Annotated in this window: 20 protein-coding genes and 1 pseudogene; 6 read left to right on the top strand and 15 right to left on the bottom strand. The window is 53.7% G+C overall.

The window, feature by feature from the left end:
- Positions 1-40: 40 nt before the first annotated feature.
- Positions 41-379 (bottom strand): YutD family protein, encoded by a 339-nt coding sequence (locus V4U88_RS21640; RefSeq protein WP_334075338.1) that lies wholly within the window; start codon positions 377-379, stop codon positions 41-43.
- Between the two features lie 21 nt (positions 380-400).
- Positions 401-1,300 (bottom strand): lipoyl synthase, encoded by a 900-nt coding sequence (lipA, locus tag V4U88_RS21635; RefSeq protein ID WP_334075337.1) that lies wholly within the window; start codon positions 1,298-1,300, stop codon positions 401-403.
- A 162-nt stretch (positions 1,301-1,462) separates the two neighbouring features.
- On the opposite strand from lipA, the gene V4U88_RS21630 reads away from it, so the two are divergent.
- Entirely contained in the window at positions 1,463-2,512 is a 1,050-nt protein-coding gene (locus tag V4U88_RS21630) for a M23 family metallopeptidase (protein WP_334075336.1), read from the top strand.
- Positions 2,513-2,586: 74 nt separating this feature from the next.
- On the opposite strand, the gene yunB is transcribed toward V4U88_RS21630, so the two are convergent.
- Positions 2,587-3,555: a sporulation protein YunB gene (gene yunB, locus V4U88_RS21625; protein ID WP_334075335.1), complete on the bottom strand. Its 969-nt coding sequence runs from the start codon at positions 3,553-3,555 to the stop codon at positions 2,587-2,589.
- Positions 3,556-3,976: 421 nt separating this feature from the next.
- Entirely contained in the window at positions 3,977-6,133 is a 2,157-nt protein-coding gene (locus tag V4U88_RS21620; RefSeq protein ID WP_334075334.1) for an alpha-galactosidase, read from the bottom strand.
- 195 nt (positions 6,134-6,328) lie between these two features.
- Between V4U88_RS21620 and V4U88_RS21615 the strand changes: the two genes are divergently transcribed.
- Positions 6,329-7,177 carry an AraC family ligand binding domain-containing protein gene (locus V4U88_RS21615; RefSeq protein WP_334075333.1) on the top strand — a complete coding sequence of 283 codons (849 nt, stop codon included), beginning with the start codon at positions 6,329-6,331 and terminating at the stop codon, positions 7,175-7,177.
- Positions 7,178-7,183: 6 nt separating this feature from the next.
- On the opposite strand, the gene V4U88_RS21610 is transcribed toward V4U88_RS21615, so the two are convergent.
- Genes V4U88_RS21610 through V4U88_RS21595 form a run of 4 tightly spaced genes read right to left on the bottom strand, consistent with a single transcriptional unit; the run spans position 7,184 to position 12,267 of the window.
- The gene (locus tag V4U88_RS21610; RefSeq protein ID WP_334075332.1) at positions 7,184-9,241 is read right to left on the bottom strand and encodes a beta-galactosidase; all 2,058 of its coding nucleotides are present in this window, start codon (positions 9,239-9,241) and stop codon (positions 7,184-7,186) included.
- Between the two features lie 15 nt (positions 9,242-9,256).
- Entirely contained in the window at positions 9,257-10,063 is an 807-nt protein-coding gene (locus tag V4U88_RS21605) for a carbohydrate ABC transporter permease (protein WP_334075331.1), read from the bottom strand.
- Positions 10,060-10,935 carry a carbohydrate ABC transporter permease gene (locus tag V4U88_RS21600; RefSeq protein WP_334075330.1) on the bottom strand — a complete coding sequence of 292 codons (876 nt, stop codon included), beginning with the start codon at positions 10,933-10,935 and terminating at the stop codon, positions 10,060-10,062. Before V4U88_RS21600 ends, V4U88_RS21605 begins: the two co-directional genes overlap by 4 nt.
- Before the next feature lie 24 nt (positions 10,936-10,959).
- A complete protein-coding gene (locus V4U88_RS21595; RefSeq protein ID WP_334075329.1) occupies positions 10,960-12,267 on the bottom strand; it encodes an ABC transporter substrate-binding protein in 1,308 nt (435 codons plus the stop codon).
- 267 nt (positions 12,268-12,534) lie between these two features.
- Here V4U88_RS21595 and V4U88_RS21590 point away from each other — a divergent pair, with 267 nt between their 5' ends.
- Together V4U88_RS21590 and V4U88_RS21585 are read left to right on the top strand one after the other, a co-directional pair.
- On the top strand, positions 12,535-14,100 hold the full coding sequence (locus tag V4U88_RS21590; RefSeq protein ID WP_334075328.1) for a response regulator transcription factor: 1,566 nt from the start codon (positions 12,535-12,537) through the stop codon (positions 14,098-14,100).
- A 14-nt stretch (positions 14,101-14,114) separates the two neighbouring features.
- Positions 14,115-15,902, top strand: coding sequence for a sensor histidine kinase (locus V4U88_RS21585; RefSeq protein ID WP_334075327.1), 1,788 nt, complete (start codon positions 14,115-14,117; stop codon positions 15,900-15,902).
- Positions 15,903-15,960: 58 nt separating this feature from the next.
- Here V4U88_RS21585 and nadE read toward each other — a convergent pair whose 3' ends face one another.
- From nadE to V4U88_RS21560, 5 genes are read right to left on the bottom strand one after another with little or no spacing between them, the layout of a single operon-like run.
- The gene (gene nadE, locus V4U88_RS21580) at positions 15,961-16,779 is read right to left on the bottom strand and encodes an ammonia-dependent NAD(+) synthetase (protein ID WP_334075326.1); all 819 of its coding nucleotides are present in this window, start codon (positions 16,777-16,779) and stop codon (positions 15,961-15,963) included.
- Between the two features lie 15 nt (positions 16,780-16,794).
- On the bottom strand, positions 16,795-17,409 hold the full coding sequence (nadD, locus tag V4U88_RS21575) for a nicotinate (nicotinamide) nucleotide adenylyltransferase (protein ID WP_334075325.1): 615 nt from the start codon (positions 17,407-17,409) through the stop codon (positions 16,795-16,797).
- 10 nt (positions 17,410-17,419) lie between these two features.
- On the bottom strand, positions 17,420-18,880 hold the full coding sequence (locus V4U88_RS21570) for a nicotinate phosphoribosyltransferase (RefSeq protein WP_334075324.1): 1,461 nt from the start codon (positions 18,878-18,880) through the stop codon (positions 17,420-17,422).
- Between the two features lie 46 nt (positions 18,881-18,926).
- The gene (locus V4U88_RS21565) at positions 18,927-19,484 is read right to left on the bottom strand and encodes a cysteine hydrolase family protein (RefSeq protein ID WP_334075323.1); all 558 of its coding nucleotides are present in this window, start codon (positions 19,482-19,484) and stop codon (positions 18,927-18,929) included.
- Positions 19,485-19,487: 3 nt separating this feature from the next.
- Positions 19,488-20,270 carry an NUDIX hydrolase gene (locus V4U88_RS21560; RefSeq protein ID WP_334075322.1) on the bottom strand — a complete coding sequence of 261 codons (783 nt, stop codon included), beginning with the start codon at positions 20,268-20,270 and terminating at the stop codon, positions 19,488-19,490.
- A gap of 330 nt (positions 20,271-20,600) precedes the next feature.
- On the opposite strand from V4U88_RS21560, the gene V4U88_RS21555 reads away from it, so the two are divergent.
- Both V4U88_RS21555 and V4U88_RS21550 read left to right on the top strand, forming a co-directional pair.
- Entirely contained in the window at positions 20,601-23,453 is a 2,853-nt protein-coding gene (locus V4U88_RS21555) for a S8 family serine peptidase (protein ID WP_334075321.1), read from the top strand.
- Between the two features lie 82 nt (positions 23,454-23,535).
- Entirely contained in the window at positions 23,536-24,177 is a 642-nt protein-coding gene (locus V4U88_RS21550; protein ID WP_334075320.1) for an S-layer homology domain-containing protein, read from the top strand.
- 346 nt (positions 24,178-24,523) lie between these two features.
- Here V4U88_RS21550 and V4U88_RS21545 read toward each other — a convergent pair whose 3' ends face one another.
- Together V4U88_RS21545 and V4U88_RS21540 are read right to left on the bottom strand one after the other, a co-directional pair.
- Positions 24,524-25,426, bottom strand: a complete 903-nt coding sequence (locus V4U88_RS21545) for an IS3 family transposase (protein WP_334074351.1) — start codon at positions 25,424-25,426, stop codon at positions 24,524-24,526.
- A gap of 38 nt (positions 25,427-25,464) precedes the next feature.
- Positions 25,465-25,653, bottom strand: a pseudogene (locus tag V4U88_RS21540) (hypothetical protein); the annotation flags it as partial.

Genomic DNA, 25,653 nt, shown 5'->3' with positions numbered 1-25,653 from the left:
TTATATGCCCAAACTATATTCAGTAAAAAAAACGGTTCCCCTATGACTCGGGAACCGTTTTTTCTTCGCTCGGCGCAGATTTGCCGTGAGCCTGTTCTTTCTGCGGATCCTTCACTTTGTGCAGCACAAAGTATTTGCATCCGAAGTTACAGTATTCGTTGATATAATCCGTAATCCCGGAAAAAGCCGTGTCCTTGTTCGCCTTCGGATGGTTGTCCCGCAGGAACCCTTTCAACCTCAGCTTCTCGTAGCCCCAATCGCCGATAATGTAATCATACCGGTCCAGCACTTCGCTGTATCTTTGCTTAAACGCTTCGGGGTCCCAGGCATCCTTGTAGTTCTGAATTAATTCGTATGTTCTGCCGCCGATTTGAATCAATGGCTTTCCCTCCTTCACCGCTTAACTGGATGCGGGCACACCTTCTTTATGATTCTTCGCCGATTTCACCTGTTCATGGGCATGATAGGAACTGCGGACCAGAGGCCCCGACTCCACATGGCTGAAGCCGCGCTTTAAGCCTTCCTCTTTCAGCTCCGCAAACTGCTCGGGCGTATAGTACTTCTCCACATGCAAATGCTGCGGGGACGGCTGCAGATACTGACCTATTGTCAGAATATCGCAGTCCACGGCCCGAAGATCGTCCATCGCCTGCAAGATCTCGTCCCAATTCTCCCCTACACCGAGCATAATGCTGGATTTGGTAGGGATGTCGGGCTTCATGGATTTGGCGCGCCGCAAAAGTTCAAGGGAGCGGCGATATTTCGCCTTTGCCCGAACCCGATCGGACAACCGTTCAACCGTCTCAATATTATGATTCAGGATGTCGGGCTTCGCCTCCATTACGGTGCGCAGCGCTTCCTCGTTCCCGAGAAAATCGGGAATCAACACCTCCACCGAGCAAAGCGGGAGACGCTCGCGAATGGCCGAGATCGTCTGTGCAAAGATCATGGCGCCTCCGTCATTGAGATCGTCCCTCGCCACGCTCGTTACGACACAGTGACGGAGGTTCATCTTCTCCGCGGCTTCCGCCACGCGTCCCGGCTCCTCCAAGTCCAGCTCGGTAGGCATCCCCGTATTGACGGCGCAAAACCGGCAAGCCCGGGTGCAAATGTCGCCCAGGATCATAAAGGTCGCGGTACGGTTGGCCCAGCATTCATAAATATTCGGACAACGCGCTTCCTCACAAACGGTATGTAAGGTTTTGGAGCGCATCATATTTTTAATATCCTGATAGTTATCGCCGGTGGTCAGCTTAATTCGAATCCAATCCGGTTTAGGTTCAATCACACGTTTAGACAAATCCGGAAACCTTCCTTCTTGTGGAATCAGCTATAGCGCCATTTATTATACCATGAATGGGCTGGAAATACCTACAGTAATACTGGAATAGTAATGGAATAAAAACACAGCGTTAGCCTCATCCTAAAGGACAGCCACTTTCATCGAAGGAGGAGATCTTCCTTGAAATCTGATAATTTGTCACGCAGCCGGACGATTCGCAGCGTCATTTGCGTACTGGTGCTGGCTCTGTTGTCCACGGCGCCCGGTTTCGGCGCCGCCGCGGCCGAGGCCCCGGGAACACCGGCCCCCCAAGGCGAGAAAAATGTGGATAAGCTGAGGCACAGCTTGTATCGGGAGATCGGCATGCTGACGCATATCCCCTGGTATTGGCTCGCGGCGATCGATCAATATGAACGGACGATTACGCCACGTAAAAAAGGGCAGCCGGAACCGTTAAAAAAACTGGTCGGGATCCGTTTCAAGGAGGCGTTCTGGGCAGGAGCGTTAAATCCCGACCTGGCCGACACGAATCCGGCTACGATCGAGCTGTTCGGTGGAATCGGCAAAGACGCGACGGCCGACGGAGAGGCAACGCCCGAAAATGACCGGGATGCCCTGTTCACGATGGCTACCTATTTGAACGGTTTCGGGTACGAAGAAGATGACTTTCGGATCGCCCTATGGCGTTACTACCAAAACGATTCCTCCGTGACACGCATCCGCCAGTTCGCCAAAATCTACCGTACGTTCGGTCGGGTCAACCTCTCGGACACCGCTTTCCCTCTGCCGGTAAAAGCCACTTACACTTACCGCGACACTTATGGGGACCGGCGCGGATGGGGCGGCCTGCGGATCCATGAAGGGACCGATCTGTTCGCCCCTTACGGCGTCCCGGTCCGCAGCGTCTGCTACGGGATTGTGGAAACCAAAGGCTGGAATCCCTATGGAGGTTGGCGCATCGGCATTCGGGACCTGAGCAACCGGTATCATTACTACGCACACCTCCAGGGCTATGAGAAAAATATCGAAGTTGGCGACCCGATCGAACCCGGAAAAACGGTCGGATGGGTGGGCAGCAGCGGCTACGGCCCTCCCGGCACCCAAGGCCGCTTCCCGCCGCATCTTCACTATGGCATTTACCGGGACACCGGGACGGCCGAATGGGCGTTCAATCCTTACCCGCTTCTTAGACAGTGGGAGCAGGCGGATCGCAAGCGGAAGCAGCGATAAGATCCGGATCAAACAGAAAATGGCGCCGCAGGAGTGGAAACCTGTGGCGCCATTTTATTTGGGTTTGCCGGTTCTTAACGGGAACCGTTTGGGTGTTCCGGGGATGACTCTCCGTTTATCTCCTCCCCCTTCGGAGAGGCATCGGACGGCGGATCCCCGGTTTGCGGGTCGGCCTCCTGGCGCCCATTCCCGGCGCCTTCTCCCTCGCCATGGCCCTCGGTCCCGTCGACGCCTCCTCCACCGGTTCCCGGAGCACCGCTGTCCGCTTCCGGGTCCGTTCCGTGCGCACCCGACTTTCCGGGCTGGGACGGCAACGCGATGCTCGGGGCTCCCCCCTGATCGCCTACCGGATTTCCCTTGCTGTCGTAGTAATACATCGGAACTTCTCCCACCACAAGCAGATAGGAGACCGGAATTTCCGTCTCCACAGCCTGCGGCTCCATGTCAAACGGAACGACAACGGCCAGCTCCGTGCGTACCCGCAAATAAACCTCTACCAGAATATTGTTAATTCCCGCGTCCTGCCGGCGGGTGTTCAAATCGACTTTCACATCGCCTTTGGGCTCGATCTTGATCGGGATACTTGGCCCGAACGAAGCCAGGATCGGACTGCCCAACGCCTGGCCGAGCGGAATGTGTTCCGAAAGACGGGCCACCTCGTCCAGCGTGTTCCGGACGGTATGAATCGTGTCCGACGTGATCCGCATATGGGCCGAATAGTTCAGCATGAAGCCCGAGACTTTTCCCGCTCCGTCCGTCTTCCAGTCGATCAGGTTGCCGACATGCTCCTCATTCGCAACCTGCGCCGTAATCGCCTCATTGATCGATTCCGTGGCGAGCTGCTTGACCCGGATTTTAGCCAAATGCATGATCGGCTCCCGCATATGACGCTCGACATAACTAAAAAACTGAAAAAAGACGAAGATCACGACAACGCCCGCGAGGAGCCACAGTTTTCGCCGGCTGATCGGCCTTCGGCTGCGCCCGCTGCTCCACCTTCTTACCCTCCGGTAACGCCATCCCCTTCTGAACCGCACCTTCATCCCCCCTGCCCTGTCCATGGGTGCCTTCAATACAGGGTATGCGCCTATCCGGAAAAAAAGAAGACCGGGCCTTTAAGCCTGTTCGGGGATTCCAGCACCCGCCGGATCATCATTAACGGACTAACAGACTCAGTAGCCGCTATTTTGGCAAAAAGCCTCTTTCCGGATTCTAACGGAACTCATAGCGCCTATCTCCCTCCATCGCCGTCCAAAGTGCGGTGCTACAAACAAATAACGGCTATGATTTCCGTTAGAGTTCGAAATCGGCCTTTTCGAGAGATATTGCGGCTATTGCTTCCGTTAGAAATTCTTCAGCCGCGGAAAAGTCTGTCAAACAGAAAAAGCCTGCGAATTCGCAGGCTTTTTCGTATGGAGCAGGTATCCGCTCTTTTCCGCTTCCTTCAGCTCTCCTCAGTTCTCCTCAGCCCTCCACGGCTTTCAGCTTGAACATCACGCTGGCATAATCGCCTTTCATTTCGGGAAGGGTCAGGCCAATTCCCATAAGCCGGTCGCCGGGCAGTACACCATCCGTGCCTTCGATCCGGTAATCGTAGTCAGGATGGAGACCTCGGAGGGCGAGCCGCCGGTCCGGAGTGTTAGGCTCGGCCAGCACCCGGAAATAGAAGGCCAGCGCTTCCTTCCGGTCGGCGGACACGAACATCCACGCGGATTCGCCGCCTTCAAACGGGCTCAGCAGCCGGTAGAGATCGCCCTGTTGAACCAATGAGCGAATCTCCTTGTAGGCCCGGACCTGTTCCTTCACGATGTCCTTCTCCTCATCCGTAAACTTCGTCAAATCCAACTCATAGCCGAAGTTGCCGGACATCGCCACATCACCGCGCATTTTCAGCGAGGTCATCCGCCCGACCTGATGGTTCGGCACCGCGGAAACATGGGCCCCGATCGAGCTGATCGGATAGACCAGGCTGGTGCCGTACTGGATCTTGAGCCGCTCGACCGCATCGGTGTTATCGCTGGTCCAGGTTTGCGGCATGTAATACATCATGCCCGGATCAAACCGGCCGCCGCCGCTCGAGCAGTTCTCGAACAAAATGTGCGGGAACTCGGACGTCAGCCGCTCAAGCAGTTCGTACAGCCCCAGCACATAGCGGTGGGCGATCTCGGCCTGATGCTCCGGCGGGCTCTGTACGGAACCGATTTCCGTCAAATAACGGTTCATATCCCATTTGATGTAGGAGACCGGTACCGTGCTGAATATGCCGCTCAGCGTGTTGTAGATATATTCCCGCACATCCGCGCGCGAAAAATCAAGCACAAGCTGCCACCGCGCCTCCGAACGGCGCCGGCCTTCGACGTGAAGGCACCAGTCCGGATGCTGGCGGTACAGGTCGCTGTCCGGCGAGATCATCTCCGGCTCCACCCATAATCCGAACTGCATATCCAGCGCCTTGACCTGATTTGCAAGATCGGTCAGGCCGCCGGGAAGCTTGCGGAGGTCGGGCGTCCAGTCGCCGAGGGAAGATCTGTCGTTGTCCCGCTTGCCGAACCAACCGTCGTCGAGCACGAAGAGCTCGATGCCCAATTCGGCGCCCGCCCGTGCAATCGCAACGATCTTGTCCGTGTTGAAATCGAAGTAGGTCCCTTCCCAGTTGTTGACCAGGATCGGCCGTTCCCGGTCACGATGCGCGCCGCGGCTCAACCGGGTCCGGTACAAACGGTGATACGTTCTCGACATGGCTCCGAGCCCGGCCTGCGAATAGACCATCACGGCCTCCGGAGTTTGGAAGGATTGTCCCGGTTTCAAAATCCAGTTGAAATCAAACGGATTCAGCCCGATGGACAACCGCGTGCTCTTGAAGGGGTCCACTTCGGCCTGGGCCGCGAAGTTGCCGCTGTATACCAGGCTCAGGCTGTACACCTTGCCGTGCTCTTCCCCTGCGCCCGGCTCCGCCAGCGCGACAAACGGGTTCAACTGATGCCCGCTGACCCCCCGTCTGCTCTCGATGACCGTTCCTCCGGGTCCGAGCGGACGACGCTCCATGTGCGCTTCCCGGGCCCAAGTGCCGGCCAGGTAGATCATGTCGAAGTCGGAGCGAGGCAAATCGACACTGGCGCTCAGCGCCCGCATCAATTGAAGAGTGTCCAACCCGGAATTGATGATCCGCGCCGACCGGGTTACCGCGTCGGAATGTTTAAATACGGTATAGCTCAAGAACACCGTGAGGCCGCTGTATTCGTCTTTCAACTCCAACTCCAGCGTTTCGGCCTCCTCCTCGCTTTCGGCATAAACCGCTGGCAGCCCTTCAAGCTGTGGCTTACCGCCGAGAATCCGGTGTCCCTGATACTTCAGCTCCGTAATCCGGGAACCGTCCTCGAGCCGGACCTGATACGCCGGGTGGCGGAAATCCCCCGACCCGTACTGCGGGTACTCCTGTGGAAGCCGGTCCAGCGCAAGATTGCCGTCCAAATTAATGAAGCTTTGCGGGCGGTCCGTTATGCGCAGTTTTTGCCCCCAATACGCATGTGCGGGATAGCCGTTCACAATTTGCAAGATATAGCTCATATTCTCCGATTGGAGATGAAAGATTTGTTCCTCTTCATGATAATGAATCGCCATAATAATCCCCTTTTCGACAAAATTCATAACCTTATCGTACTATCCCCATCATAAGTCCGACCGTCTAAAGGCGTAAATGGAACATCGCTATACAAATATGGCATAATCATAGATTATTGTGAAAATGCACTGAAAATCGACTATTATATATGGTATCGTACTAGAATTGAACCAAGCAATAAGGAGGCGTCCCCTTTGATCGAATACCTGACGTTCAACCCGTCCTTTACCGATCTGCATCTGACCCAGTACGGAATCGAGAAATGCTGTCCGTTTCATGACTTCGGGCCCGCGATCCGGGATTATTATCTTTTGCATTTCGTTCTGGGAGGAAAGGGCCGGTTTGAAACCCGCGAACGCAGCTATGCATTGGAGCGGGGCCAAGCCTTCCTCATCTTCCCCGGGGAAGTGACTTACTATCTGGCCGACGGGGAACATCCGTGGAAATACGTCTGGGTCGGATTCCATGGAACCCAGGCGGAGGCCTATTTGCACGAAGCGGGTCTTACCGTGGAATCTCCGATTCTAAACCGATTTGATCCGGAACTGGTCGAAAAGCAAATCCTTCAGATGCACGAATCCAAAGGGATGGAACGCGGACGCGATTTGCGGCGGACCGCGCTTCTGTACTCGCTGTTCTCCCATATGGCCGAAGCCAATCCCGAACCTTCTTCCGTTCCGGGAAGAAAAAACCGGCAGGATCAGTATGTGCAAAAGGTGACCGATTTTATCGAGACAAACTACGCCAACAAAATCAGTATCTCGCAAATCGCCGATTACGTCGGCCTGGACAGGAGCTACCTGTGCGCCGTGTTTAAAGCGCGGATGGGCGCCAGCGTCCAGGAACACCTGATCCGCTATAGAATCAACAAAGCCTGCAGCCTTATGAGCAACCGATTGTTGACGATCGGCGACATTGCCAGGTCCGTCGGTTATGAGGATCCGCTGCTGTTCTCCAAAATGTTCAAAAAGGAAAAAGGGCTCTCCCCCAAGCAATACCGCAGTTCCAATACGGATGCTTTAAGGAAGACCCCTTCGCTTTAATTCCATTTAGGCTTGAATACTTCTTCCGGCCACCAGCACCTCATAAGGGCCGAGCGCCCATGGCTGGCTCAGGTCGGCTTCACGGCTGACGGCCCGCCAGTCCGCACCGAGCGGCAAAACGGCCGAGGAAGCGGCGTTATAGTTCTGGATGAAAATATACTCCACCTTGTCATTGGACCGGGCGGCCGCATATACTCCCTCGGGAAGCGCAACCTTGACCGGCCTGTACAGCCCGAGCGATTCGGAGAGATCCGAGTAAAAGTCGTCGTAAAACCGGTCCTCGAAATGGCTGGCGATATAATACGCCAGGCCGCTGCCGAAATGATTCCGCGTCACCGCCGCTCTGCCGGCATAGAAATCCGCGTCAAAAACCATCAGCGCCTCGGCCCCTTCCAGATGGAGCAGGTCGCAAAGCTTGCCGCAGGAATAGGTTCCCCGCAAAGCTCCGCCGGTTTCTTTGCTGAACGGATGGACCACGCTGCCGTTGTTTAGTTCGTGATCATACAGTCCGTCGGTCTCTTCGCTGACAACCCCGACCACATCGGTCAATCGGTAAGGAGCTTTCCCTTGGAAAACCAAGTCGTTCTCGTTTACGATCCCGCTCCAATAGGTCATGACGAGTACGCCGCCCTGCTCAACGAAAGAGCGGAGCTTCCGTTCAAAGTCCGCACGTAGCATATAAGTTATAGGCGCGATCAGCAGTTTATACCCACCGATGTCGCTCTCCATATCCACAAAGTCCGTCGTAATGCCCCGCTTGAGGAGCGCCCGGTAATGAGCCTGCACCTCCTCAATATAACCCATACCTACATTCCGCGGGCCTTGCGAGTCTTCGATCGCCCATTTGTTCTCCCAATCGTACACGATAGCCGCTTCCGCCTTCGGCACCGTTCCGGCTACTTCGGACAGGCTGCCGAGCAATCGGCCCAAATCCGCGACCTCTTCAAAAACTCTCGTGTCCGCGCTGCCGTCATGAGACACGACCGCCCCGTGAAATTTCTCGCTGGAGCCGCGGCTTTTGCGCCACTGAAAATACTGGACCGAATTCGATCCATGGGCCACCGCTTGCAGGGAGGAGAGCTTATGCATCCCCGGCTTCTTCAGTTTCGATACGCTCTGCCAATTGGTCATGCTGGGCGAGCTTTCCATCAACAGGAAAGGCGCTTTTTTGATCGATCGCATCAGGTCGTGATTCATGGCCGCGTCCACGGCAATCTCGATATCCGGTTTCTTGTGCCAGGTCGGATAGTTGTCCCAGGACACGATATCTACCGCATCCTTGAACTTGAAATAGTTCAGCCCGTTGTAATAGTACATAAAATTGGTCGTCGCCGGGAGTTCAGGACGGAACGCCTTCACCGCAGCGATTTCATGCTGCATGAAATCCAGCGTCTGATCCGTGACAAACCTCCGCCAATCCAGGTTCATGCCATGGACCGCATTCTCCCCGTGAGGAGCGGGCGACTCGATTTGCGACCAGTCGGTATACGTGTGGCTCCAGAACGTGGTCCACCACTGTTCGTTCAGGTTTTCAAGAGTGCCGTACTTACGCTGCAGCCACTGCCTGAAAGCCTCCTGGCATAAATCGCAGTGGCAGTCTCCGCCGTATTCATTAGAGATATGCCACAGCTTAACCGCCGGATGATGGCCGTAACGCTTGGCAAGCTCTCCATTGATCCGCTTGATCTTCTCCCGGTAAACGGGCGATGTAAAGCAGTGGTTATGCCGCGCTCCGAACAAGTTGCGACGGCGGTCCGCCGAGACCCTGAGGACCTCGGGGTACTTCTGCGCCAGCCAAGCGGGCCTTGCGCCGGAAGGCGTGGCCAGAAACACGGAGATTCCGTTTCCGTGCAAGGAATCGAGAATCCCGTCCAGCCAATCCCACCGGTAGCTGCCTTCCTCGGGCTCCAAGGCGGCCCAGGAGAAGATCCCGACGGACATCACATTGCAGCCCGCTTTTTTCATATATTCGATGTCCTGCTTCAGCACTTCCGGATGTTTCAGCCATTGCTCCGGATTATAGTCGGCCCCATGCAAAAGCCGCTCGTTAAAATATGCGCTCATCTTAAACCTCCGTTCTTATTTGACCGAACCGAGCATTCCTTGCACGAATTGCTTCTGCAGCAGGAAGAAGATCGCGACCGTCGGAAGCGTCGTCACCACAATGGCCACCATGATGATCCCGTAGTCCGGATTATAAGAGGAGGCCAGCGAGGAAACGATCAGCGGCAGCGTCTTTTTCTCCTGGGTTTGCAGTGCAATGAGCGGCCAGAGGAAATTGTTCCAGTTATTCATAAAGGTGATGATGGCCGCCGCCGCATAGGTCGGTTTCATGGTCGGCATGTAAACGCGCGTAAACAGACGCCACTCGTTTAGGCCGTCGACCCGTCCCGCTTGCAGCAGTTCGCGCGGAAACGACTTCGTATTTTGCATAAAGAAGAAGATCATAAACGCCGTTGTAATCGTCGGCAAAATGACGGCCGTCGGCGAGTTCAACAATCCCATCCGGCTGAACATCCGGAACAGCGGAATCATTATGGCCGCAAACGGCATCATCATGGAGAGCATCAGCAGACCGAACAACCGGTCCTTGCCCCGTGACCGATAAATTTCAAAGCCATATCCGGCCATGGAGCTAAGAATGAGCGTGAACAGCGTGCCGACGACGGCGATTAACGCCGAGTTCCAAAACGCCGTTCCCAGCGTGGTCATCTCCAGCAGTTTGGTAATATTGTCCGAAAGCATCGAACCGAAGCTGAATTTGCCTTTGACAATGTCGGAGGAACTATTCGTCATGCCGATCAGCATCCAGAGAAACGGAAACAATGAGATCGCGGACACGATCATTAGAAACAGGTGGATCCCCAGCGCGCTGGCTTTCTTCATTTCTTCTCCCCTCCTACCTTGAGCTGGAAGAACGCAAGCACGGCGACCATGATGACGATCGCGTAAGACACCGTAGCCGCATAGCCGAAGTTCGGCGTATAGACAAACGACAGATTGTAAATGTATTGGGAGATGGTCATCGTCGCATTCCCGGGACCCCCGTTGGTGATATTGACGACCTCATCAAACAGCTGCAGCGTCCCGTTCGTGGAAATAATCGCCGTAAACAAAATGATCGGCTTGAGCATCGGAACCGTGATGGAGAAGAACTGTCTGGTCTTGGAAGCTCCGTCGATAGAAGCGGCTTCGTAAACGCTCGGATCTATATTTTGCATCGCTGATAAATAAAAGATCATATTATAGCCGGTCCACCGCCAGGTAATCGCAGCAATAATGACGACGCGCGCCCATACGGGATCCATGAGCCAGGCGATCGGCTCATTAATGAGATGGACCGACATCAGCATCTTGTTCAGAATCCCGTCCACGGCAAAGATGCTTTTGAACAAAACGGCATAGGAAACCAGCGACGTTACGCAAGGCAGAAAGATCGCCGTACGATAGAACCCTTTAAAGCGAAGCTTCGGCATATTCAGAAAGTACGCGATCACCAGGCCCAGAAACAGCATGATCGGCACCTGCACGATCAAATACAGCAGCGTGTTGAACAGCGCCTGCCTGAACATCGGATCCGAGAACAGTCTCGCGTAATTGTTCAGTCCGATAAAGCTGGTGACATTTCCTTTGCCCGATTGAAACGATAGGATGAGAGACTGGATCATCGGATAAAAGCTGAACAAGACAATGATAGCGGAGGGCAGCAGTACAAACTGCCACCCCATAAAAGTTGATTTCGTCGATTTACTGCCCATAAGTCACCTGCACCTCGATTGGATTTATTGCACCTGCTGCTCAAACAATCTTTGGATGTTGAACAGGCTGTCCTTCAGGTCTGCTCCGTTCAATATATTGGGCAGTTCGTTCTTCAAGGCATCCTTGGCCTCTTGCGTATAGGTTCCCAGGCTGATTCCCGGCACCTGTTTCGACCACTCGGTGAAATCTTTGTAGATCGCTTGCCCGCCGAAAAACTCCGATTGCTGGCCGTACGCTGCGCTGGAGAATGCCGGAATGTAAGAACCTACGCCGCCCTTTTCTTTAAGAAACCGCTCGTAGAATTCGCTGCTGCCGCCAATCGTTTTGGCCAGGAAGTCGATCGCCAAATCCTTGTTGGCCGAACCTTCAAGGACAAACCAGCTCGATCCGCCTTCATTAGACGCGTTAACCGCACCTTCGACATTCAGTTTAGGAATCGGAGCCACGCCCCACTTACCGCTTTGATCCTTGGCATCCATAATCGAGGCCACCTGCCATACCCCGGAAACGACCGTGGCGACGTCGCCCGAGTTAAAGCTGCCGACGAATTCGCTCCATCCGGTGACCGGCTTGGCGATCCCGGAATCGGAAATCGCTTTATATACCCGGAGCGTTTCCGCCATAACCGGGTTGTCTACGAAATTCCCCTTGTTATCCGGGGTAATGTACCAGGAGCCGCCGGACTGCAGCAAAATGGAGGTCAGCGCTTCATCGTTCGGGTTGATCGTGGACATGTATTTTCCCGTTTTTTCCTTGACCGCTTTCCCGATCTCGATATAACGGTCCCAGGTGATGTTCTCCAGGTCCTCCGCTTTGAAGCCGGCCTGTTCCAAATAATCGGTGCGGTAGAACATGCCGGTCACGCCGATATCGAACGGGACGCCATAAATTTTGTCATCGATGCGCAGGGCGTCCACTTTGTAGGGGGAAAACTGGCTGTAGTCCACTTTGTCCGTGAAATCGGCAAACGTATTCGGATAAGCGGTTACATATTTTTGAATATTCGGATCGTTAACCAAAATAATATCCGGAAGCCCGTCCTTCACGCCTGCCGCCAAATTCGTATTCAGCTTCTGCTCCAGATCCGTCTTGGCCATATCCACCACTTCAAGCTGGAAATCCGGGTGTTCTTTCTTGTACAGTTCCTCGGCGATTTTCAACGCCGCGCCGTTAAAGGAAGGATCCCAGGCCCAGGCAACCACCTTTTTGGAGGCGGATTTTCCTTCGCTTCCCTCCGCGCCTTCGGCGGATTCCGACTTGGCGGACCCGCACGCCGCGAGCAGCGAAGCCGTCAGAGAGACGAGCATAAGAACGGAAAGCCATTTTTTCAATGTGTACAACCCCTTTTGTTTGATTTGTGTAAGCGCTTCATGGATTTCGATATTCATTTTAGAAAAAGCGGGCCCCAAAGTATAATAATAATTAGCTTAATATTAGCAGGAATTTTGGATGTCTCCCGACCGGTCTTACCCGGTTAGTAAAAATTATGGAGACTAGCAAATATTTTTGCAGATATTTTTCTTAGCGGTCCTGCCATACCTTTCTATATTAAATTGATATATGATGAGGTAAAAGAAAACCCGCAGTGAGGTGTGAATATGGAACAGCGCTCCAAAAACTTCCGAGTGATGATTGTCGACGATGAAGCGATCCTGCGAACGGGACTGCTGCATCTATGCCCTTGGAGCGAGCATGGAATCGAAATTGTCGCTCAGGCCTCAAACGGCCAGGAAGCGTTTCAACAGATCGAAACGGTTCGTCCGCATGTGGTCATTACGGATATCGTCATGCCGCTGATGGACGGCGTAGAATTTACGAAAGCGATGAAATTGCGCTACCCGGAGATCAAAATCATCGTATTGAGCAGTTACAGCGAATTCAGTTATGTCCGCGAGGTGTTTAAATACGGGGTGACCGACTATTTGCTGAAGCCCAAGGTTTCTGCGCCCGAGCTCATCTCTCTGATTAAAAGCTTGTGCAGCGATTTGGAGTGGAAGACGAAAGCCCCCGCTTCCGAAACCCTGGATATCTCGCTTGCTCTAGGTCAGTGGCTGGATCACGACACCCCCCGGGAGGAGATGCATGAGGAGCTGCTGCGCCGGCTAACCCGACATTTCCCGTCGCGTTTTTATCGCATGGCCTTGGCGGATCTCAGCCTGCTGCTGAACCGAACCAAATGGACTCAAAGCCAAGTGGAGCAGGTCATTCTCCAATATGCGGCGGAAGAATTTAGCGGTTTTCCCTACACCGTCGTATTTTTGAAAAACGAAGTACTGCTGCTTATTAATTTCAACTTACAGGAAGCCGGGGACGCGGTCGATTCGCTTGCCGCCTTTGCGCGGCAGATTCAAGCCTCGTTGAACTTTGTTACCTTCCTTCAATCGGAAGCTTTCGAAGATATCCGGCAAACCGCGAGGGAGCGGGATCGGCTTCTCCCCTGTCTGGGCAAACTGATCTATTTTCCCGACAGCGCCATCATTCCGGAAACCCGGATTGTAAATCATAACGACGACAGCGCCTCCTTCGACCAGACTCCGTTTCTGACCGCGCTGCGCATGCTTGCCATGGATGAATCCATCCGCCAATTGAAAGCGCTTCTATCGGGGATTTCGTCGGCCCAGTCCTATAACGAGTACAGCTTGAAACTCCTGTGCCAAAACTTGGTTTATAACGCGCTGACCACGCTGGAACAGATGAAACAACCCGTGATGGAGCTGGGCGCTTCCAAGCTGAAGCTTTTTAAGCGGATCGATCTGGCTTTCGGCATCCGGGAACTGGAGGAGGTTCTGCTTCATTTTCTGCAAGCGCTTAAAGGTGCGGTCCGGTCCACCGATCTGTCGCAAACCGCGATCCTGCAAAAAATTTACGATTACGTTAACGAGAATTTCGAGAAGGACATTTCCCTGGCGGAAATGGCGAACGCGCTCCATTTGAATTACAGTTACTTGTCCTCGTACTTCAAGCAGCGCACCGGGGAGAACCTGACCTCGTACATCAACCGGGTACGCACCGGGAAGGCTAAGGAACTTCTGTTTAACCATGAGTTGTCGATCTCCGAGGTGAGCCGGTTAACCGGTTTTTCGGAGCATAATTACTTCTCTAAAGTGTTTAAAAAAATGACGGGAATGACTCCGGCGGAGTATCGGAACCATATTTTCCAGTAAAGACAGGTGGCCCCATGCTGAAAAAGAACAGCATATTCATCAAAATGTTGATTCTGATGCTATCCGGCATTTTGGTCATTTCTCTGCTGCTGATGATCGCCTCTTCCACGATCGCGGAACGCATTTTATTAAAGCAGGTGGTAAGGAGCGCTTCAGCCAATATGAACCTGGTCAAAGAGGATTTGCTGAGCTATAACGATCAAGTCGCGGGCACCATGCTGCAGATCAGCAGCAGCAGCGAGTTCAAAAACTATATTACCAAGCCGGCCGACACGCCTTTGCAGCAAATCAATCTGGTCATTTCGCTAGGGAGGTATATCGACCTGTACAAGGACTACTTAAGTCCGGAAAAATCGCATATCATCGTCTCCGCACTGCCGGGCGAAGGGGGACGGCATTACTCCAGCAATGCGCTTAAATGGGACAAGATCCCGCAGGATATCGTCACCAAATATATGACCGTCGACGGGAAGATCCCAAATCGCATTCTGTACCACAGTAGTCCCGATTTATTCGTGGAATCCGTTCCTTACGACAACTTTATTTTCGCCACCAAGCCGCTCGTCGACAGCGGCACGGGCTGGATGTACGGGTATGCGGCGGTGGTCATGGATGAATTGAATATTTTTCGCAAATACAGTCCTTATGTATCCGAAGGCATCCATATTTCCCTGATTTCGGCGGACGGGACCATCCTCTCCAGCAGCGAACGGAGCATGATCAGCAAAAAGGACGACTCGCTTCTCTCCATAGCGCTGGAGACCGCCAAGCAGAAAGACGGAGTACGGGCGGAATCCCGGCAGAAGCAAACCTATATTTCCTACTATCTGCCGGAGTTCAACGCTTATTTGCTGGAGGAAATCAACCAGCTCAAGGCCTTCGCGCCGTTATATAACATCTCGTGGGAGATTTTGAAAGCCGTGAGCATCGTGCTGGTCCTCACCCTGATTTTTGTTTATTTCATGAGCCGGCGGATTACCCGTCCGCTGAACAAGCTGGTCAAAACGATGCAGACGAACAAGGGGGACAATCTTAAGCTGCACCCCCTCCAGGAGGACGGGAGCTATGAAACCAACGTGTTGACCAAAGCGTATAACCGGATGATCAAAGAGATCGACCGTTACACCGAAAAACTGCTCTACGAGCAGCAGGAACGACGAAAGGCCGATTTAAACGCGCTGCAGATGCAGATCAATCCTCATTTTTTGTACAACACGTTAAGCTCCATCAAGTACTTGGCAAAAATGCAGCGCTCCGACCAGGTGGATCTAACGATCGACAGCCTGATCTCCATGCTGCAAAGCACACTGGGCTCCACGGAGGATAGGGTTACCGTCGAAACCGAAATCGAGACGCTGAAGCACTATGTGTTTATTAATCAGATCAGGTACGGCGATCAAATCCGGGTTCATTATGAGGTTGCCGAGAACTGCCGCCGGCTTCTCGTTCCGAAGCTGGTGATTCAGCCGTTCGTGGAAAATGCCTTTTTCCACGCCTTTCCCGGCTCCTCCAGCGGAAATATTCATATCTATATCCGCAGGCAGGAAGAGGATCTGAAGATTGAAATCATGGATAACGGAGTCGGGATGTCGGCGGTCCCCGCGCAGATCCGCGACCGTAAAAAACACAGGTTGTCGGGAATCGGAGTTTCGAACGTCCACAGCCGGATTCAGCTGTTATTCGGTCCCCGTTACGGTATCCGCATTCAAAGTGAGGAAGGGTATGGAACGGCCGTGATGATCACGGTTCCGGCGATAGATCAAACGGAGGGCGCGGAGGAACGGGCGGCGGAAACCGGGTAAAAAGAACAAAGGCTGCCCTGCGGGCAGCCTTGTTTGAGCTTTCTTATTGACTTTCGCCTTACTTCCACCACGTATCGAACGGCGTTACCGGAAGCTCGCGCTTATGCTGGGTTACACGGTAACGCTTCTCGATGTTCTCTTTCGCCTTCGGCTCAACCTCGTTCCCCGTCAGGTACTTGTCGAGAATCTCGTAGGTCATACCGAGCTCGGTTTCATCGGCTTGCTGCGGTTTGTTGTCCAGCAGATCGGCGGTCGGCGTTTTCAGATACAAGCGTTCCGGAGCGCCTAACTCCTTCAGAAGCTCGCGCCCCTGGCTTTTCGTCAAGCCCGAAAGCGGCAAAATATCGGCACCGCCATCCCCGAATTTGGTAAAGAAGCCGGTGACCGCCTCCGCCGCGTGATCCGTGCCGATGACGAGGCAACCCTTGGCCCCGGCAATGGCGTACTGGGCAATCATCCGCATGCGCGCTTTGACGTTGCCCTTGTTAAAATCCGACAGGTTTTCGCCTACGGATTGCTCAAACTGTTCGGTAACGGCCTCCACCGGCTCCAGAATGTTATACACCAGGGAATGGTCCGGGCGGATGAATTCCAACGCCGCTTGAGCGTCGGATTCATCCTTCTGCACCCCGTACGGCAGCCGGACGGCGTAGAAAGCGGCGTCCCGCCCTTCGGCGCGCAGTTCCTCGGCCGCCAGCTGGGCCAGCCGTCCCGCCAGCGTGGAATCCTGCCCGCCGCTGATCCCCAGGACAAAGCCTTTGGCACCGGAATTAATGCAATAGGCCTTCAAAAAGTCGATGCGAATGCGGATCTCCTCCCGCGGATCGACCCCCGGCTTTACTTTTAACGTTTCAATGATTTGCTGCTGCGTGTTCATCTGGTTTGCCCCTTCCTATTGGTATAATCGATGCTCTTTTATATAACTGTAACAGCTCTCGGGAACGAGGTAGCGCGGCTCCCCGCCCCGCCGCAGCTCATCCCGGATATAGCTGGAGCTGATCTCCATCGCCAGGCCCTTGTCGATCAAATGAAAGGTCTGTCCATCGTCGGCATTGCGGAGAATGGGCGACCGGCTGATGGCCGACAGCATGTTGATGCCGTCCCTGGCCATGACGATGAACTTGTTCTCGGCAATCAGTTCCTCGGACTTCTTCCATTTCCCTTCTCCGATGTCCAACAACAGGTCGGCTCCCATGATAAAGTACACCTCATCCTCCGGATACGCGGCCTTGAAATGCTGGAGCGTCATGTAGGTCGCGATCTCCCAACCGGCCTGCTTCATTTCGTAGTCATCGGCCACGAACTTTCCGTTTCCGGCAATCGCCAGCAAAATCATGTTCCACCGGTGCTCATCGCTGATGTGCATCGTCTTATCGGGCCGCTTGTTCGAACAGGGCAGGAAAATCACTTTATCCAGCCTGCAGCGGTGGGCGACGGTGCTTGCGGTCCAAAGATGGACGTTCGTAATCGGATCGAAGGAAGACCCGTAAATTCCGATTTTCCCCATGGCCGCCTCCTCAGGATTCGATCCGATCGTTGATTTTTTGACGGATTTCCTCAATCAGCCTCATCTTATTGTCCCAGCATGCCTGGCTCAAATCGACCGGATACTCCGCCGGATTGAGCAGCCGCTTGTATTCATCCCACAACACATGCAAATTGTCCGCATGAAACTCCCGGATTTCCCGGAGCGTAGGGACCTCGTAGACCAATTCCCCGTCCCGGAAAATCAAATGATGCAGCTCCCTCGCTTCAAAATTGGTCACGAATTTGGCGATATGCGTGTGTATCGGATGGAACATCTTGATTCGTTCTTCCCCAGCCGGATTCTCATGCTCCAGGACGATATAGTCGCCTTCCGATTTCCCGTTGCCCTTATTGATGATGCGGAACACTTTTTTCCGCCCGGGCGTGGTGATCTTCTCCGGATTGGAGCTGATTTTGATCGTATCGGCCATTTGACCGTGCTCATCCTCGATCGCAATCAGTTTATAAACGGCGCCCAAGGCCGGCTGATCATAAGCGGTGATCAGCTTGGTCCCGATCCCCCACACATCGATTCTGGCCCCTTGAGCCTTCAAGTTCATGATCGTCAGCTCATCCAGATCGTTTGAAGCGTAAATCTTCGCCTCGGTGAACCCCGCCTCATCCAACATTTTGCGCGCTTCCTTGGACAGATAAGCCAAGTCGCCGCTGTCCAGCCGGATGCCCAGGAAATTAATGCGGTCGCCGAACTCCTTGGCCACCCGGATCGCCGTAGGGACGCCCGACTTCAGCGTATCATAAGTATCGACAAGGAAAACGCAATTCCGGTGGGTTTCGGCATACTTGCTAAACGCCGTGTACTCGTCGCGGTAAGCCTGTACCATCGCATGGGCGTGCGTACCCGCCGTAGGAATGCCGAACAGCTTGCCCGCCCTGACGTTCGAGGTCGCGTCAAACCCGGCTAAATATGCCGCCCGCGTTCCCCAAATGGCGGCATCCATCTCCTGCGCCCGCCGGGTCCCGAATTCCATGCTGACCTCATCCCCGATCAATTGCTTGATCCGGGATGCCTTCGTCGCGATCAGCGTCTGAAAATTCACGATGTTCAGCAGGGCAGTTTCGATCAGTTGCGCTTCCGCCAAGGGGGCTTCAATCCGCAGGATCGGCTCGTTGGCAAACACCAACTCGCCCTCTTTCATCGAACGGACCGTCCCCGTAAACGTCAATTCCGCCAAATAGGCCAGGTAATCCTCGCTGTAGCCTTCTTCTCTTAAATAAGCCAAATCGCTGTCCGTGAAGCGGAAATCGCTAAGATAGCGGATCACCCGCTCCAATCCCGCGAATACGGCATAGCCGTTCTGGAAGGGGATTTTGCGGAAGTATATTTCAAACACCGCTTTGCGCTTGTGCATATTATCCTTCCAATAGACATGCGCCATATTGATTTGATATTTATCCGTATGCAGCGCGAGGCCGTCGTCCGAGTAGCTCATTGTTGCGTTCCTCCTAGGTAAGTAGAGTGGTTGTTGTTTGAACAATTTAGATGACCGACGCGCCGAGCGAGCCTTTAAAATGTCTTAAGGCCCAGGCGTGGCCTTCCTGGTCAAAGCTGGCCACCGCCTTTTCATGGACAACAATCGAGAATCCTCTATTGTAGGCATCCACCGCCGTGTGCAAAACGCATATATCCGTGCAGACGCCCACCAAATGGAGCTCCGTAATCCCTCTGGCGCGAAGCTTCATTTCAAGGTCGGTCCCCGCAAAGGCGCTGTATCTCGTTTTATCCATCCAGTACACCCGGCCCTCATCGCGGTGCGCCAGATATACCGATTCCAGCGCCCCGTACAGCCGGCGCCCGTCCGTCCCCTCGATATTATGAGGCGGAAACAGCTTCGTCTCCGGATGGAACGCGTCCTCCTGTTTGTGAAGATCGATCGCAAACACGACGAACTCGCCCTTTTGCAAAAACTCGCGGGTAATTTCCACGATCGCTCCCTCAATCGCCTGGCCGGGCGCACCGCAGGTCAAAGCGCCGTCCTCCGCCACAAAATCGTTCGTATAATCGATGTTGATCAAGGCCCGTTTGGGTTCGTTCATCCTTCATCCCTGCTTTCTTGTATGGTAAAGTGAATGATTGACTTTCACGTCCACGAAGCGGTAGAGCTGGGTTGGCTTTTTGGAGGTGCGGGTCGTCTTTTTCCCCGGGATTTCCTCAATAAAAGGAAGCGTCTTGATCTTTCTGGCAAACGCGGCGTCGAGCGCAATGGCCGAATCGTCCGTGACCGTCAGCAGCACGGCCTGAAGCTCGGAATAGGTGAATTCCTCGCGCAGAAACGCTTTGGCGGCCGTCGTCTCCAGCAGCTTCTGGCGGATCACCACGATCGCGTCTTTAATGATCCGGGCATGATCGAAGGCAAGATCCAGATTCAGCACCTCTTTGACGGAAAAGAGTTCCACCTCACTGGCGTCATCATTCGCCTGGCGGTTGGCCAGCTGATGCTCCGGCACAATGGCGTAGTGGGCATTGGAAATGATCCACCCCCGCGGATCCCGCCCCGGCGTATCGTACACGCCAAAATGCTCGAGATGGATGTCCTCCACCCCCGTCTCTTCCTTCAACTCCCGCGCCGCCGACTGGAAGGCGGTTTCCGTGTGGGCTACAAAGCCCCCGGGAAGCGCCCATTTCCCCGCCTCGATGTTCGGGCGTCCCTCGCTGTCGGTCATACTGCGCTTGATCAGCATGATGTGCAGGTCCATGACCGGCGGCTTAAACATGTCCGCTTTTGTCGACAGGATGGTAAACACGGCGATATCCGCCGTATAACCGTCGGGGGTCACGTATTTTTTCACGTCATACTGCTTCATCGCCTGTTCGTTTGACATGGTTAAAGCTCACTCCTTTCGTTAGCTTTTAACAATTAACGTTTTGTTAATTGTATTATATGCACTTTCCCTTCCTTTGTCAACCACCATTTGGAAAAATAGACGGGCTCCCGGAAATACAGCTTTCTGGACGAGAAAAAAAATATGCCAAATCGGCCCTTTAGTCCGTTTCCCCTCTAAAGTTATACCGTAATCCCTTCCGATATATGGAGTAATCCTGATTTATTTTCTATTAATGACGGGTCCCTAATTCACCACGAAAAGAGGTGTTCCCCACTACATCGACTTCCAGGAATCGACACCATCTTAAAAGGGAGAGAGCATCATCTTATGAGCAGAAGCGCTAAAAAGATCATTACATCCGTTCTCGCTACGTCCCTCCTGTTTTATGCAGGAGCGACAGGTCAGGCCTATGCCGGTGACCCGCAGTCAGGAACAGAGCAGGAAGTTATCGTCGTCTACAAAAATGACGAAGGCAAGGAAGCCGTTTACGAGGAGAGCGTCGAAGTCGATCACGAGTTCGATACGATCCCGGCCGTATCGGCAACGGTAACGCCTGCCGAACTAAAAGAACTTGTCAACGATCCTAATATAGCCCTCATTGAGCGGAATATTACGTTTCGAACGACGGATGCGGATTTTAAAATCGCATCCGATACGGTCCCCCTCGAACAATCGGAATGGAATTTTCAAGCGGTACAGCCTACAAAGATGTGGAATCAGGGTTATACCGGCGCAGGGGTGAAGGTGGCGGTGATCGATTCCGGTATCCTCACCACTCATCCGGAGCTCACGGTCGCCGGCGGCATTTCCACTGTCGATTACACCAATAATTATACCGACGATAACGGCCACGGCACGCATGTCGCCGGCATCATTGCAGCGAAAAGCAACGGAAACGCCCGGGTCGGGATCGCGCCGAACGTCCAGTTGTACGCGGTAAAAGCGATGGATCAAGCCGGGAACGGAACCTTGCAGGATGTTTTGGAGGGCATGGAGTGGGCCATTCAAAACGACATGGATATCGTCAATGTTTCGCTTGGAACCGATACGGATTCCACCATTTTGCACAATATGATGGATCAAGCCTATAACGCCGGCATTCTTGTCGTCGGCTCGGCAGGAAACAGCCAGGTCGACGATAACGGGGTACCGGTCCCTCTTTCGACATACACCGTGAACTACCCGGCCAAATACAGTTCCGTCATCGCCGTTGCGGCGATAGACAAAAACAACCGGAGAGGCGACTTCTCTTCCGTCGGGGACGAGGTTGAAGTGGCGGCCCCCGGCGTTGCGGTCCTTTCCACTTATGTGAAAGACGACGGCACGCCCGGCTATGCCTTATCGGACGGGACTTCCCAGGCCGCCCCGCACGTATCGGGAATGCTCGCTTTGCTGAAGCAGGCCCTTCCGGCCATGTCCAACGTACAGCTTCGCGAGGAGTTAAAGAAATATGCCGTCGATCTGGGCTCCCCCGGTCGGGATATCGAATTCGGCTTCGGCGCCTTAACCTTTGCCGAGGACAGCACGCCTCCGGCCAATGTGACGAACTTGCAAGTCACGGACAAAACCGCCGACAGCCTGTCTTTTTCGTGGACAAACCCGGTCGATAGCGATTTTCTGACCAACCGCTTTTATATCAATAACGTTAAAGTCGCCGAGGTTCCCGGCACTTCTTATCAGGCCACCGGCTTGACGCCGGAAACAAGCTATCAAATCAGCATTAATTCCGTCGATCGCAGAGGCAACGAGGCCGCCGGTCAAACCCTGACCGAGTCGACCCTGCCGCTGCCGGACGCCACGCCGCCCGCCGAAGTTACGGGCTTGACGGTCGATGAAGTGACGGACACTTCCGTTCAGTTGAGCTGGACGAATCCGCTAGACCTTGATTTCGCCAAACTCGGCTTGTACGTGAATGGCCAAAGCGTTAATGAAACGGCAATTCCAGCCTATCGATTTGAAGGACTTGCGCCGGATACCGATTATCAATTCACGGTCAAAACGATAGACAGCAGCAACAACCGCTCGCAAGGGGTAACCATACCGGTAAGAACGCTGCCGGCTGTCGTTCCGCCAACCGATCCGGTGAACCCGGGCGACCCATCTACCGATCCGGGGAACCCAAGCGATCCGCCTACCGGTCCTGCGGTTCCGGCCGATCCGGGAACGGACCCGACCGGGCCTGTTGTAACTCCGGACCCAACACCGACAGGCGACTCCACCGCACCGGGGGAAGTGATGTGGGGAGCCATCGAGATCATGCCGAACGCTATTCGCATTCATTGGACAAACCCTGCGGACAGCGATTTTGCCAAGGCGAAAATCTATATCAATGGCCTGTTTGCCGGAGAAACTTCCGGTTCCGGTTATGAGCTGACGGGGCTGCTTGCCGATACCGAATATACTATTGTCGTTAAAACCGAGGATCTCACAGGCAATCTGTCTCAAGGCGCAAGTCAGACGGCACGTACCGGGCCGGCCTCCGTTCCGGCACCGCCGATTACGCCGCCGGCGCCAAGCACGCCTTCCCAGCCGGATGTTATCGTGATTCCGGCCAACCCGACGCCGGCTCCTTCCGGTGGCAGCGCCCAAATCGGCGGTGGTGGCGGTGGTGGTGGCGGTGGTGGCGGCGCTGCTCCGAGCAGCCCGGCAGTTCCGTCCAAACCGGCGGAGAAGGCGGAAACTCCGGTAGAGAGAGCCGCAGCCACCCTGGAAAAGGCCAAAGCGTCTTTGACTCTGGTAGATTTTATTGATACCAAGCTGGCGGTCGAAGCGCTGACGGATACCGAGAAACGCCGGGAATTCCGGGAGAAATTGGATGAGCTTAAGCAGGAACTGCAAATTCGCGATCTCCCGGCCAGGAAGGGAATCAAGCCTACCGTTCCGATCAGCATCAGTCTGCAGGTCGCCATGAAAAATACCAACTTCAAGTACATCGACCTCTCTTCGATCAAACCGGGGGAAAATGTCTTCGTCATCAACAGTAAGGGCGAAATCGTCAAGGATGCCGAGATTTACATCCTGTGGAACCGGATTTTCGTGAAACCGGGCAGCGGAAATTTTGCCGCCAATGAGACGTACAGCGTTCTGATCGACAAGACGGTCAAGGGGAAAGCGAGCCTGCAGGCGACCGGCGGAAGCCCGCTGGAGCAGCCTTTGATTTTGGAATTTACGACCCGCTAATCGGACTAAAGGGGCCGGCTTGCCGGCTCCGCTATTTTCATCCTAATGGACATTCATGAATCAACAGATAGGGGATTATACGATGAAAATGAAAACCAACAAGCTTATAAATACGTTAACCGCCTCAGCCCTCCTCCTCGGCTTGCTGGGAGCTTCGCTTTCGTCCGGCGTCAAAGCGGCCGGCACGTCTTTTACCGATGTCCGCCAAGGTTCGTGGTATGAAGCCACCGTACAGTGGGGCCTGTCCCATAACATGGTCAAAGGCTTTCAGGACGGAACCTTTCAGCCGAACAAGCTTGTGACGGAAGAAGAGTTTTTGGCGATGCTGTTCCGGGCTTTTGAAAAGGACGCGGTCACCGGTCCAACGGGCCACTGGGCGGATATCTACTACAACCGGGCGCGCGAACTGAACTATCCCGTAAAGAGTTATACCGAGCTGCCGTCCCGAAAGCTTCCGATCCCGCGCAAACAGGTGGCCGAGCTGCTGACGTCGGCCGAGGGCGTCAGCTTTAACGGAGATGACGCCATCTCTTACCTGCTGGCCTTCGGTCTGGCTCAAGGTAAAAACCCGGACGACCTCAGCGTAAAAGGCTTCGACGGAGCCGGGAAACTCACCCGGGCCGAAGCGCTGCAGTTTATCAAGAATCTGAGCGAGTACGGTGTCGGCGGTTTGCTGGAAAGACCGGAAGAAGCAAGCGATCCGCGGGACATCCCGCAATTCTGACGCGCAATGCGGCTCGTACGGAAAGGACAGACCAAGTCATCTTGGGCCTGTCCTTTTTTGTTCAGCTGCACTATCAAGGTTCATTAGCAGTACATTCTCTCTTCCAACTACACTAGTACCCCATCAGACAACCTTGATAACAGAGAATTCCTGCATATCCGCATGTTTTTTTCTTGTTAGGAACAAAAATTTCAAAATTCCTGCAATTCTGCATGAATTTTCTACGAAACAGGCTCGTTTCTCTAAAATCGCTAGAAATGCCTGCAGATTCGGCTAGGCCCCCTTAATCCGGAGTCCTACCCTACAATGTTTATGAATTCACAGGATTGCTCCTTATTCTGCCGTATTACACCGCTCTATGAAAGGCAGAGGTGTCTTCCAGTGTCCTCACCCATATCGAGAACTTCGCTGGAGACATTTTTCTTAAGTTACCGTGAATTTTTCGGTTGTTGTAAAAGTCCATGTATTGGTCCAGCGCCTCATAAGCTTCATCGAGGGTCATAAAGTCCCTTTGGCTAAACAGATGGCGCTCCAGGACGCTGTGAAATGACTCAATGTAGGCGTTCATATTGGGGGACCGAGGTGGTATACGCTCATGAATAAGATCCAAGCTTTCACAGGTATCTCCAAATAGCTTGCTGACGAACTGCGGACCATTGTCTGTACGAACCACCGGCATAGGCTCGCCGGGCTCTATACGGTCTTGCAAGGCATACCATAAGGTTTGGACGACTTGTTTAGCTTCGCATACTGGGCCTCTATACTGCCCTACTACCATTCGGTCAAACACATCTATAATGCTGAGTACAAAAAAGAACCGTTCCTGCCCGATCGCGTATCCATATTTAATGTCCATTTGCCAAAGTTGGTTTGACCCCGTTATAACTCGATTTCTCGGTAATCGGCGAGGGTGGGAACGTACGCGCTTTCTAGGTTTCTGCAATATGTCTAACTCTTGGCAAAGTCGATAAGACTTCTTTTTGTTGAAGATGAGATCATACTTATCTCGAAGGGATTGGGCCAAAAACTTATAACCATAGACAAACTCTTCTCCTTCAAGGAGTTCGAGCAGCCATTCTTTGATTTGTGCGTCGCTAACTTTCTCACCTGTAGCCGTGTAAGAGTATCCAGGCACGGGACGACCTGCACGGCTTTCGGTTGGACGTTCTTCGCCTTTTTCTGCTGACTGGGCCAGTCGCTTTTTACGGTCGTAATACGTTGATTCTGACAACCCAAGAATGCGCAGCACAACAGCTGCCGGTTCCCCCCGCTTAATGAATGGGTCGGCTATTTCAAATTTTTCAGATAAGCGGGGTTTTTCTTTTTTAGCAACTCTCGCAAAATTTCGATTTCGAGTTCTTTTTCACCAAGGACCTTAACGGCCTTTTGGTAGCGTTGCTCTACCTCCTGCAGGCGTTGCAACTCTTGAACATGTTCGTCTGCCGCAGGAATTTCTTCAGGCGAAATAGAGTCCCG

It is taken from the genome of Paenibacillus sp. A14 (assembly GCF_036864815.1).
In the GTDB taxonomy this organism is placed as follows: Bacteria; Bacillota; Bacilli; order Paenibacillales; family Paenibacillaceae; genus Fontibacillus; species Fontibacillus sanfengchensis.
The sequence above is the reverse complement of the archived record's forward strand: the minus strand, read 5'-3'. Positions and strand labels throughout refer to the sequence as shown.

Bases quoted from the DNA above. Each gene is read 5' to 3' on its own strand.
- yunB (WP_334075335.1), bottom strand. From the start codon at position 3,555: ATGAAGGTGCGGTTCAGAAGGGGATGGCGTTACCGGAGGGTAAGAAGG.
- V4U88_RS21620 (WP_334075334.1), bottom strand. From the start codon at position 6,133: ATGGCGATTCATTATCATGAAGAGGAACAAATCTTTCATCTCCAATCG.
- V4U88_RS21610 (WP_334075332.1), bottom strand. From the start codon at position 9,241: ATGAGCGCATATTTTAACGAGCGGCTTTTGCATGGGGCCGACTATAAT.
- V4U88_RS21605 (WP_334075331.1), bottom strand. From the start codon at position 10,063: ATGAAGAAAGCCAGCGCGCTGGGGATCCACCTGTTTCTAATGATCGTG.
- V4U88_RS21600 (WP_334075330.1), bottom strand. From the start codon at position 10,935: ATGGGCAGTAAATCGACGAAATCAACTTTTATGGGGTGGCAGTTTGTA.
- V4U88_RS21590 (WP_334075328.1), top strand. From the start codon at position 12,535: ATGGAACAGCGCTCCAAAAACTTCCGAGTGATGATTGTCGACGATGAA.
- V4U88_RS21585 (WP_334075327.1), top strand. From the start codon at position 14,115: ATGCTGAAAAAGAACAGCATATTCATCAAAATGTTGATTCTGATGCTA.
- nadE (WP_334075326.1), bottom strand. From the start codon at position 16,779: ATGAACACGCAGCAGCAAATCATTGAAACGTTAAAAGTAAAGCCGGGG.
- nadD (WP_334075325.1), bottom strand. From the start codon at position 17,409: ATGGGGAAAATCGGAATTTACGGGTCTTCCTTCGATCCGATTACGAAC.
- V4U88_RS21570 (WP_334075324.1), bottom strand. From the start codon at position 18,880: ATGAGCTACTCGGACGACGGCCTCGCGCTGCATACGGATAAATATCAA.
- V4U88_RS21565 (WP_334075323.1), bottom strand. From the start codon at position 19,484: ATGAACGAACCCAAACGGGCCTTGATCAACATCGATTATACGAACGAT.
- V4U88_RS21560 (WP_334075322.1), bottom strand. From the start codon at position 20,270: ATGTCAAACGAACAGGCGATGAAGCAGTATGACGTGAAAAAATACGTG.
- V4U88_RS21555 (WP_334075321.1), top strand. From the start codon at position 20,601: ATGAGCAGAAGCGCTAAAAAGATCATTACATCCGTTCTCGCTACGTCC.
- V4U88_RS21550 (WP_334075320.1), top strand. From the start codon at position 23,536: ATGAAAATGAAAACCAACAAGCTTATAAATACGTTAACCGCCTCAGCC.